This window comes from Variovorax sp. MPBD4-3 (assembly GCF_058809745.1).
Genome location: NZ_JBXASW010000113.1, coordinates 1 through 8,807 on the forward strand (window position 1 = coordinate 1; position 8,807 = coordinate 8,807).

At 69.1% G+C, this 8,807-nt stretch carries 9 protein-coding genes; all 9 read right to left on the reverse strand.

The features are described 5' to 3' along the window. Positions 1–96 precede the first annotated feature (96 nt). On the reverse strand, positions 97–1,107 hold the full coding sequence (locus AC1RVW_RS30410; protein WP_493204438.1) for a Bug family tripartite tricarboxylate transporter substrate binding protein: 1,011 nt from the start codon (positions 1,105–1,107) through the stop codon (positions 97–99). A gap of 40 nt (positions 1,108–1,147) precedes the next feature. Further along, a complete protein-coding gene (locus AC1RVW_RS30415; RefSeq protein ID WP_493204440.1) occupies positions 1,148–2,302 on the reverse strand; it encodes a mandelate racemase/muconate lactonizing enzyme family protein in 1,155 nt (384 codons plus the stop codon). Positions 2,303–2,411: 109 nt separating this feature from the next. Continuing rightward, positions 2,412–3,299, reverse strand: coding sequence for a LysR family transcriptional regulator (locus tag AC1RVW_RS30420; RefSeq protein ID WP_493204442.1), 888 nt, complete (start codon positions 3,297–3,299; stop codon positions 2,412–2,414). A 13-nt stretch (positions 3,300–3,312) separates the two neighbouring features. After that, entirely contained in the window at positions 3,313–4,203 is an 891-nt protein-coding gene (locus AC1RVW_RS30425; RefSeq protein ID WP_081265769.1) for a LysR family transcriptional regulator, read from the reverse strand. 85 nt (positions 4,204–4,288) lie between these two features. Further along, on the reverse strand, positions 4,289–5,194 hold the full coding sequence (locus AC1RVW_RS30430; RefSeq protein WP_493204444.1) for an SDR family NAD(P)-dependent oxidoreductase: 906 nt from the start codon (positions 5,192–5,194) through the stop codon (positions 4,289–4,291). A gap of 118 nt (positions 5,195–5,312) precedes the next feature. After that, positions 5,313–6,179, reverse strand: a complete 867-nt coding sequence (gene queF, locus AC1RVW_RS30435) for an NADPH-dependent 7-cyano-7-deazaguanine reductase QueF (RefSeq protein ID WP_493204446.1) — start codon at positions 6,177–6,179, stop codon at positions 5,313–5,315. Next, positions 6,176–7,078: an alpha/beta fold hydrolase gene (locus AC1RVW_RS30440; RefSeq protein ID WP_493204448.1), complete on the reverse strand. Its 903-nt coding sequence runs from the start codon at positions 7,076–7,078 to the stop codon at positions 6,176–6,178. The genes queF and AC1RVW_RS30440 overlap by 4 nt, the downstream gene beginning before the upstream one ends. A 14-nt stretch (positions 7,079–7,092) precedes the next feature. Then, the gene (locus tag AC1RVW_RS30445; RefSeq protein WP_081265765.1) at positions 7,093–7,935 is read right to left on the reverse strand and encodes a 2OG-Fe(II) oxygenase; all 843 of its coding nucleotides are present in this window, start codon (positions 7,933–7,935) and stop codon (positions 7,093–7,095) included. Positions 7,936–8,088: 153 nt separating this feature from the next. Next, the coding region (gene yaaA, locus AC1RVW_RS30450; protein ID WP_493204450.1) for a peroxide stress protein YaaA at positions 8,089–8,807 on the reverse strand (719 nt) is incomplete at its 5' end.

Sequence of the window (8,807 nt, forward strand, 5' to 3'; positions counted from 1 at the left end):
TTGCGCAGCGAAATAAAGGAGGAGGGGCGAAGCCCCGGGGGACATTCGCGGAGCAAGGTACCCCGTCGGCGTGAGCGAGCCCTGAAACAGCAGAAATCAGTTCCCCTCAGCCACGATGCGCTGGTCAGAAATGATCTTCTTCCACCGCGAAGTCTCCGCAGCCATGTCCTTCCCAAGCTGCGATGGCGTTGAATAGGCACGCAGCGTGCCCTGCGCCGCGGCAGCAGCACCTGCCTCCGGCGAGTCGAGCACCGACTTCACCGCAGCCGACAGCTGCTCGACCACTTCGTTCGGTGTGCCAGCCGGCGCCAGCACGAAGATGCGCGGCGCCACATCGAAGCCCGGCAACGCATCGGCCAGCGGCGGCACGCTCTCCGCGCCTTCGAGCTTCGCCGTGTTCATCAGCGCCACCGCGCGCAGCTTGCCCGCCTTGGCCTGCGCCATGCCTGCCGTCGCGCTCACCACGCCAAGGGGAATCTGCCCGCCGATCACGTCCGGCACGATCTGCGCGGCGCCGCGGTAAGGCACATGCACCACCGAGCTGCCGGTGGATTGCTTGAGCATCTCGAAGCCCAGGTGCTGCACCGTGCCGACGCCCGACGTGGCATACGAATAGCGCGAGGCATTGGCCTTGAGTTCCTTCACCAGCTCCGCGGGCGTCTTCGCGGGGAAGTCGTTGTTGGCGACGATCATCAGCGGCGAGATGAACGCGCCCGCCACCGGCTTGAAGCTGGTGAGCGGATCGATGCCGATCTTCGGCTGCAGCAGCTTGGCGATGAGCAAGGCGCTGTCGCCCATCATCAGCGTGTAGCCGTCGGGCGGCGCCTTGGCGACGAACTCGGCCGCGATGAGCCCCGTGGCGCCGGTGCGGTTCTCCACCAGCACCTGCTGGCCCAGCACGGCCGACAGGCGCACGCCGAGCAGGCGGGCCACCGCATCCACGCCGCCGCCGGCCGAATAGCCGACCACGAGGCGGATCGGCTTGTCGGGGTACTTCTGGGCCCGGGCCACGGGCGCCGCGAGGGCAAAGGCACCCGCAAGGCCCAGGGCCGCCATCGCGCGCAGTGCATGGCGGCGCTCGGGTCGAATCGCTTGTCTGGCTTTCATCTTGTCTCCGTTGTCTTGGTCTGAATCGCCGGCCGGCTGCTCAGGCCTTGCCCTTGCCGTGCGAGGTCGGCAGCTTCGCCAGCTCGCGCACGCGGTCGGCATTGGGAGCGAAGCCCAGGCCCGGCGTCTCGGGCAGCGTGAGCCAGCCCTGGTCGGGCACCGGCAGGCCGTCGAAGATCTGCTTGAGCATCTGCACCGCCACGTAGTGGTACTCGACCAGCCCGCCGTTCGACACGCCCGCATGCAGGTGCATGTTGTGGAAGGGCCAGGCGCCGCCGTTGTCGATGGGCACGTTGAAGGCCTGCGCCATGCCCGCGACCTTCAGCACCTGCGAGTAGCCGCCAGAGATGGTCACGTTGGGCTGGAGCACGTCGGCGGCCTGGTTCACCAGCAGGTCGCGGAAGCGGAAGGCCAGGCCCTCGTTCTGGCCGCAGGCCAGCGGAATGCGGGTGCGCGCGCGCAGCTGGGCCATCTGGCGCACGTCGTTCTGCGTGAGCGGCTCCTCGAAGAAGCTGATGCCGTAGGGCTCGATGCGGTGCGCCAGCTCGGTGGCGTGGAACAGGTCGAGGCCGCAGTTGGCGTCGACGTACAGCTTCACGTCGGGGCCCACCGCCTCGCGCACCGCCGCCACGCGGCGCACGTCCTCGGCGATGACCTCGTCGAGCGGGCGTGGCTCGTCGCGGCGCGCGAGCGCGTGGTTGCCGACGGTCATCTTCAGGCGCTGGAAGCCCTGGGAGACCCACAGCCTGGCGGCGGCGGCGAGCTGGTCGCGCTCGAAGAAGCCGAAGCCGAAGGTGGCGTACACCGGCACCCTGACGCGCGCGCCGCCCAGCAGGCGCCACAGCGGCTGGCCAAGCGCCCTGGCCTTGATGTCCCACAGCGCGATGTCCAGCGCGGCGATGGTGTGGCTGGCATAGCCGGTCTGGCCGCGCGGCGAGAGCAGCCAGTAGAGCTTCTCCCACAGGCGCTCGGTGGCCATCGGGTCTTCGCCGATCAGCGCGGGGCCGGCCACTTCGCGCACGGCGGCGGCGATGATTTCTTCCTCGGTGATGGCGGTCATGCCGTGGCCGACGAGGCCGGTGTCGGTCTCGATCTCCGTAAGGCACAGCGACAGCGAGGTCTGCTTGTTCAGGCCGACCACGTCGATGGTCACGGGAATGTTCAGCGGCGTGGCGCTGACGCGAACGATCTTCAAGGGTGTCTCCTTTGGTTTGCGCGATCTTTGCGCGCGGGCCACGGGAGAACAATTCGTTTTTGGCGAGCGCGAGGCTTCGCGCGGCGCGAAGGCTCGCGCGCCCTCGCGTTCAGTCCGGCCGGCCGAGGTGCTCGAGCACGGAGCGCGCGGCCACGGTCAGGTCCTGCTGCCTGCGCACGCACAGCAGGTGGCGGCGCAGCGCCCATGGCGCGTCGAGCTTCAGGCAGCGCAGCCGCAGTATCTGCAGCTGCGGCAGGATGGCCGCATAAGGCAGCACGCCGATGCCCACGCCCTGCTCCACCATGCGGCACACCATGTCGAAACTGCCCACCTGCATGCGCACCTTCAGCGGCACCTGCGCCTCCAGCGCGGCGGCCAGCAGCACCCGGTGCAACGCGGTGCCTTCGCGCACCACGATATGGTCGTAGCGCAAGACCTCTTCCACGCCGATGCGCTTGCGCCGGGCCAGAGGATGGTCGCGCGCGATCACCACGGCCAGTTCGTCGTCGCGGTACGGCAGGCATTCGAGGCCGTCGGCGGGCGTATGGCTCTCGATCACGCCGATGTCGGCCAGGCCCGCCTGCACGGCCTTGACCACCTCGGTGCTGGCGCGCTCCTGCAGGTCGATCTTCAGCACCGGGTGCAGCCGCAGGAAGGAGCCGATCTGCGCCGGCAGGAACTGCGCGATGGTCGACGCGTTGGCCGTGATGCTGACCACGCCCGCCACGCCGTTCTGGAAATCGTCGAACTCGGCGCCGAGGCGGTCCATGGCCGAGAGCACGGCGCGCGCATGCAGCAGCAGGCCATGCCCCGCCGAAGTGAGCGTGACGCCGCGCGCATGGCGCACCAGCAGCGGCAGCCTGGCTCGGGCCTCGAGGTCGGAGATGCGCTTGCTGGCGGCCGCAAGCGCGATGTGGCAGCGCTTGGCGCCTTCGCTGATGCTGCCGTGGTCGGCCACGGTCACGAACAGGCGCAGCGACTTCAGGTCGGCGGACATGGCGTGCGCGCCCTCAGTGCGAAACAAGGTGGTCGAACAGCTCGCGCGCGGAGGCCGGCAGCTGATCGCGGTTGCGCGCGATCAGCTTCAGCTCGCGCTCGGCCCAGGCATCGCTGAGCGCCACGGTCGAGATGCGCATCGCCATCGACAGGCGCTGCGCCGAAGACGCCGGCAGCACGCCCACCCCCACACCCGCCTCGATCATCAGGCAGATGGCCTCGAAGCTGCTCACCTGGATGCGCGGGTTGAAGCCCCGGCCCGCCAGCTCGGCGCGGCGCTGCAGGAAGCGGTGGATGGCGCTGCCGTGGTGCAGGCCCACGTGCTGCTCGTCGAGCGTGTCGGCGAATGCCACGGAGGGCGCGCCCGCCAGGTGATGCGTGGTGGGCACGACCAGCACGAGCTGGTTGCTGCCGAAGGGGCGCGCGTCGAAGTCGCCGGTGTGCACGTCGCCCGCGAGGATGCCGATGTCGGCCTCGCCGTCGGCCACCGCGCGCACGATCTCCTCGCTCAGGTATTCGCGCAGGTCCACCTGCACGGCAGGATGCTGCGTGAGGAAACCGGCCAGCTTCTGCGGCAGGTATTCGGTGATCGACGTGGTGTTGGCGAACACCCTCACATGGCCCTTGATGCCCTTGCCGAAGTCCTGCATGTCGCAGCGCAGGTGCTCCATCTGCTGCATCACGCGCTTGGCGTGATACAGCACGGCCTGCCCGGCGGCAGTGAGCGTCACGCCCTGCGCGCTGCGGTGCAGCAGCTTGCCGCCCACGGCCTCTTCCATCTGCTTGATGCGGGTGGAGGCCGCGGCCAGCGAGATGCAGGCTTTCTCCGCACCGCGCGTGAGGCTGTGCGCGTCCGCCACGTAGACGAACAGTTTCAGGTCGAACAGGTCGAAGTGCAGGTTCACCGGGCGCGGGCACGAAGGAGGAAGGGAACGCGCATTGTCCGGCGAATGAAGCCGAAGCCGCGCCCGGACTGCTGCGGGTTTGTCCTCAGACCGGGTCCCAGCTGAACACGTCGGCCGAACGGTCCAGCGGGAAGAAGCTGGCGCGCATCGCGGGCATGGCGTGCTCGGCGATGCTCTGCGGCGTCCAGCCCTCGGAGCGGTGGATGGAGCGCACCGGGCGCGGCTGGCTGATGAGCGAGATCTCGTTGTTGCGCACCGAGAAGATCTGCCCGTTGACCGCGCCGGCCGCGTCGCTCGCCAGGTACACCGCAAGCGGCGCGACCTTGGCGGGCGTCATCTGCTTGATCTTGTCGACGCGGGCGCGCTGCTCGTCGGTGTCGGTGGGAATGGCGCCGATCATGCGGCTCCAGGCAAAGGGCGCGATGCAGTTGGAGCGCACGTTGAATTTCTGCATGTCCAGCGCGATCGACTTCGACAGCGCGACGATGCCGAGCTTGGCCGCCGAGTAGTTGGCCTGCCCGAAGTTGCCGATGAGGCCCGAGGTCGAGGTCATGTGCACCAGCGCGCCCGAGTTCTGCTCCTTGAAGTGCGTGGCGGCGGCGCGGCTCACGTAATACGAGCCGTAAAGATGCACCTTGAGCACCGAGTCCCACTCGTCGACCGACATCTTGTGGAAGAAGCGGTCGCGCAGGATGCCCGCGTTGTTGACCACCGCGTCGATGCGGCCGAAGCTGTCGAGCGCGCATTGCACGATGCGCGCGGCGCTGGCGGCATCGGCCACGTTGTCGGTGTTGGGCACGGCCTGCCCGCCTGCCGCGCGGATCTCGTCGACCACCTGCTGCGCGGGGCCCGCGCTGCCGCCTTCGCCGTCGAGCGCGGCGCCGATGTCGTTGACCACCACCTTCGCGCCATGCGCCGCCATCGCCAGCGCGATGTCGCGCCCGATGCCGCCGCCCGCGCCGGTGACGACGACCACTTTTCCTTCAACCATGCTTGTCTGTGCTCCGGATGTTCGCCCGCGCGATCGGCGGGCAAATCCAGAATGCCACAGGAGCGGCGGGCGCGGGTTTCGGGTTTCCGAAGAGGGGCTTCGGCAAAGCCCCGGCGGCCTACTGCCGCGCGGTACGGATGTTCGCCGGCAGCGCCTGCGGCCAGCTCGTGCGGAACGGGTTGATGTCCAGTCCGCCGCGCCGCGTGTAGCGCGCATACACCGCGAGCTTGGTGGGCTTGCAGCGGCTCCAGATGTCCGTGAACATGCGCTCGGCGCAGGGCTCGTGGAATTCGTTGTGGTTGCGAAAGCTCACGATGTACGCGAGCAGCCCGGCCTGGTCGATGGGCGGCCCGCTGTAGCGGATCTGCACGCTGCCCCAGTCGGGCTGGCCGGTGACGAGGCAGTTGCTCTTCAGCAGGCGGCTGGTGAGGGTTTCGTTCACGTGCACCTGCGTGCTGTCGCTGCTCAGCAGATCGGGGGCGGGCTGGTAGCGGGTGCACTCGATGTCGAGCCGGTCGAGGTCGAGGCCGTCGATCTCATGCACCGGTTCGCGGTCGAACAGCTCGGGCGTGAGCAGTTTCACGCCGATGCCGCCCGACTGGTCGCTGCCGCGCCAGGCGGCCTCGGCGAGGTCGGTGCGCAGGTGCTCGCGCACGGCGTCGATGCTGGCGAAGGTGCTGTTGTTGAAGCTGTTCAGGTAGAGCTTGAAGCTCTTGCTTTCGATGATGTTGGGCGTCTCGCACGGGATGGTGAAGTGCGCGATGGCCAGCTGCGGCTTGCCGCGCGCATTGAGCCAGCTCACCTCGAACGCGGTCCACAGGTCGGCGCCGAAGAAGGGCAAGGCGCCGGACTTGATGCCCATGGCCTCGCGCTGCGTGGCGCGCGCGATGGGAAACAGCAGCGAGGGGTCGTAGCGGTCCGCGTAGGCCGAGGCGCGGCCCAGTTGCGATTGCTCGGGGGTGTTGGGGTTGTGGTCTGTGCTCATGGCTTTGGATCTCGGGCTTCGGCCGCGTGCGCGAACGGTGCGATGTGGTTGGCGAGGATGGCGCACACCTCGGGCGGCAGGTCGTGGCCCATGCCGGGTACGGAAACGAAACGCGAGCCCGGAATGCGCCGGGCGGTGTCTTCGCCGCAGGCCATGGGCACGAGCGCGTCGGCGTCGCCGTGCAGCACCAGCGCCGGGCACTGGATGCGTGGCAGCACCTGGGGGCGCTCGTCGTCCGCGCCGATGGCGAGCATCTGCCGCATCAGGCCGGCCGGGTGGTAGGAACGCCGCATGCTGAAGGTCAGGCGCTCGGCCAGCTCCTGGTCGGTCTGCGGGTAGGCGGGGCTCTGGATCAGCCGCAACAGCCTGATGCTGTGCGTCACCAGTTCGGCCTCGCTCTTGCCCAGGGGCCGGCGCATGAGCATGGCCGTTACCTCGCGGCGCGGCCCGGGCAGGCCGCGCGCGCCGCTGGAACTCATGATGCTCACGAGGCTGGTGCTGCGCTGGGGTGCGAAGGCGGCGATGCGCTGGGCGATCATGCCGCCCATCGAGGCGCCGACGATGTGCGCCCGCGCGATGCCCAGCGCGTCGAGCACGCCGAGCGAATCGAGCGCCATGTCCTGCAGCGTGTAGGCCGAGCGCACCTTGAGGCCGAGCCGGTGGCGGATGGTCTGCCACACCACGTTGCCGGTGCCCGCGTGGTCGAAGCCCTGGCTCAGGCCGATGTCGCGGTTGTCGTGGCGCACCACGCGAAAGCCCGCGTCCACCAGCCGCTGCACGAAGCCGTTCGGCCATGCCACCAGCTGCATGCCCAGGCCCATGATGAGCAGGATGACGGGGCGCCCTTCGCCTCCGGTGTCGTCGACTTCGATCTGCAGCCCGTTGGCGGTGACTTTCATCGGTTCCTTTTTGCCTACTTGAACTCGCGCTCGCGCAGCCACTTGGTGGCGACCCACTTCTCGCCCGCCAGCACCGGCGCGCCGCCGTGCAGGGTGCGGGTGACGGGGTCGGGCCGGTCGTAGCTGAAGAACACGCCGGTGCCGCGCACCGGGGCCACCTCGAGGCCCACGTCGGGGAAGGTGGTGGCGCCGCCGCCCTCGGGCTCCTGCAGGTACATGACGAGCGTGGCCACGCGCTGGCCGCCGCGCTTGAGGATGGTGGGCGTGCCGGGCTCGCCGGGGTCGAAGTAGTCGTAGTGCGGGCGGTACTGCGCGCCGGGGGCGTAGCGCAGGATCTGCAGGCCCTCGCCGAACTCGAGCGGCCAGCGCAGCAGCATGGCGATGCGCTGCTCCAGGCGCGCGACGATCTCGTTCTCGCCGCGCTCGAAGAACATGCCGTCGCTGGTGCGGTCGACGTTGAGCACCTCGCCGCCGGTGCGCGTTTCCACGGTGAGCGAGCGCGCCAGCCGCACCCGCGCGGCGGCGATCAGGCCCTCGCACTCCTCGCCCGACAGCAGGTTGCCGAACACCACCACGCGCGGATGCCGCATGGTCTGCAGCACCTGCACGCGGCGGTCGCCGGCATCGAGGTACAGCGGCGCGCCGTCGAGGTCGGGGCCGGGCATTTCGGTGCGCACGGGCGGCAGCGCCACCTCGACGTTGGGAAAACCGGCTTCGAGCTGGGCCAGCGCCGTATCGGCGGCGGCGTCATGCCAGCCGGCCGCGCGCATGGACGCGCGCAGCGCCGGCACCGAGTGCCCGGCCGCGAGCTGGGCCACCAGCCATTCGCGCAGTTCCGGACTGATCGCTTGCGACATCTCAGTAAACCTCCAAGTTGCGCCAAGACTCAAGACGCATGAAACCACCGCTGCTCGCGCCAGCAACACCGCGGAACCGGCATTGCCGGGCCGCCGGTGTTGCCCCCTGGAAGGGGGTTGGCGAAGCGACACGAAGTGCGCGAAGACTGGGGGTCATCCCAGCCTTCTCCTGAACACCAGCCTTTCGGCTGTCGACACTTGAGCGTCGAAACCATAACCCTCGAGGTCGAACTTTTCCAGTGCCTTGGGCGTCGCTGCCTTGTGCTGCGCCGCCCATCGGGCCAGCAGGCCGCGGGCGCGCTTGGCGAAGAAGCTGACGATCTTGTACTTGTCGCCCTTCCACTCCTCGAACACGCATTCGACCACACGGGCCTTGAGCACCTTCCTGTCGACCGACTTGAAGTACTCCTGCGAGGCCACGTTGACGACCACCGGCGTGCGGTCGGCCGCGAGCCGCTCGTTCAGGTGCTCGGCGATGCGCGAGCCCCAGAAGGCGTAGAGGTCCTTGCCGTGGCGGTTGGCCAGGGCGGTGCCCATCTCGAGGCGGTAGGGCTGCAGCAGGTCGAGCGGGCGCAGCAGGCCGTAGAGGCCGCTGAGGATGCAGACGTGGTCCTGCGCCCAGTCGAGCTGCGCCCGGGTGAGCGTGCGGGCGTCCAGGCCGCCGTAGACGTCGCCGTCGAAGGCGAAGGCGGCCTGGCGGGCGTTCCTGGGCGTGCTCTTGCTCGACCAGGCCTCGTAGCGGGCCACGTTGAGGGCAGAGAGCTTGTCCGACAGGTGCATCAGCTCGGATATCTGCTGCGGCGACTTCTCGCGCAGCAGCTTGATGAGTTCGACCGAGGGGCCGCGCGGGGACTCGAAATGGGGTTGGGTGG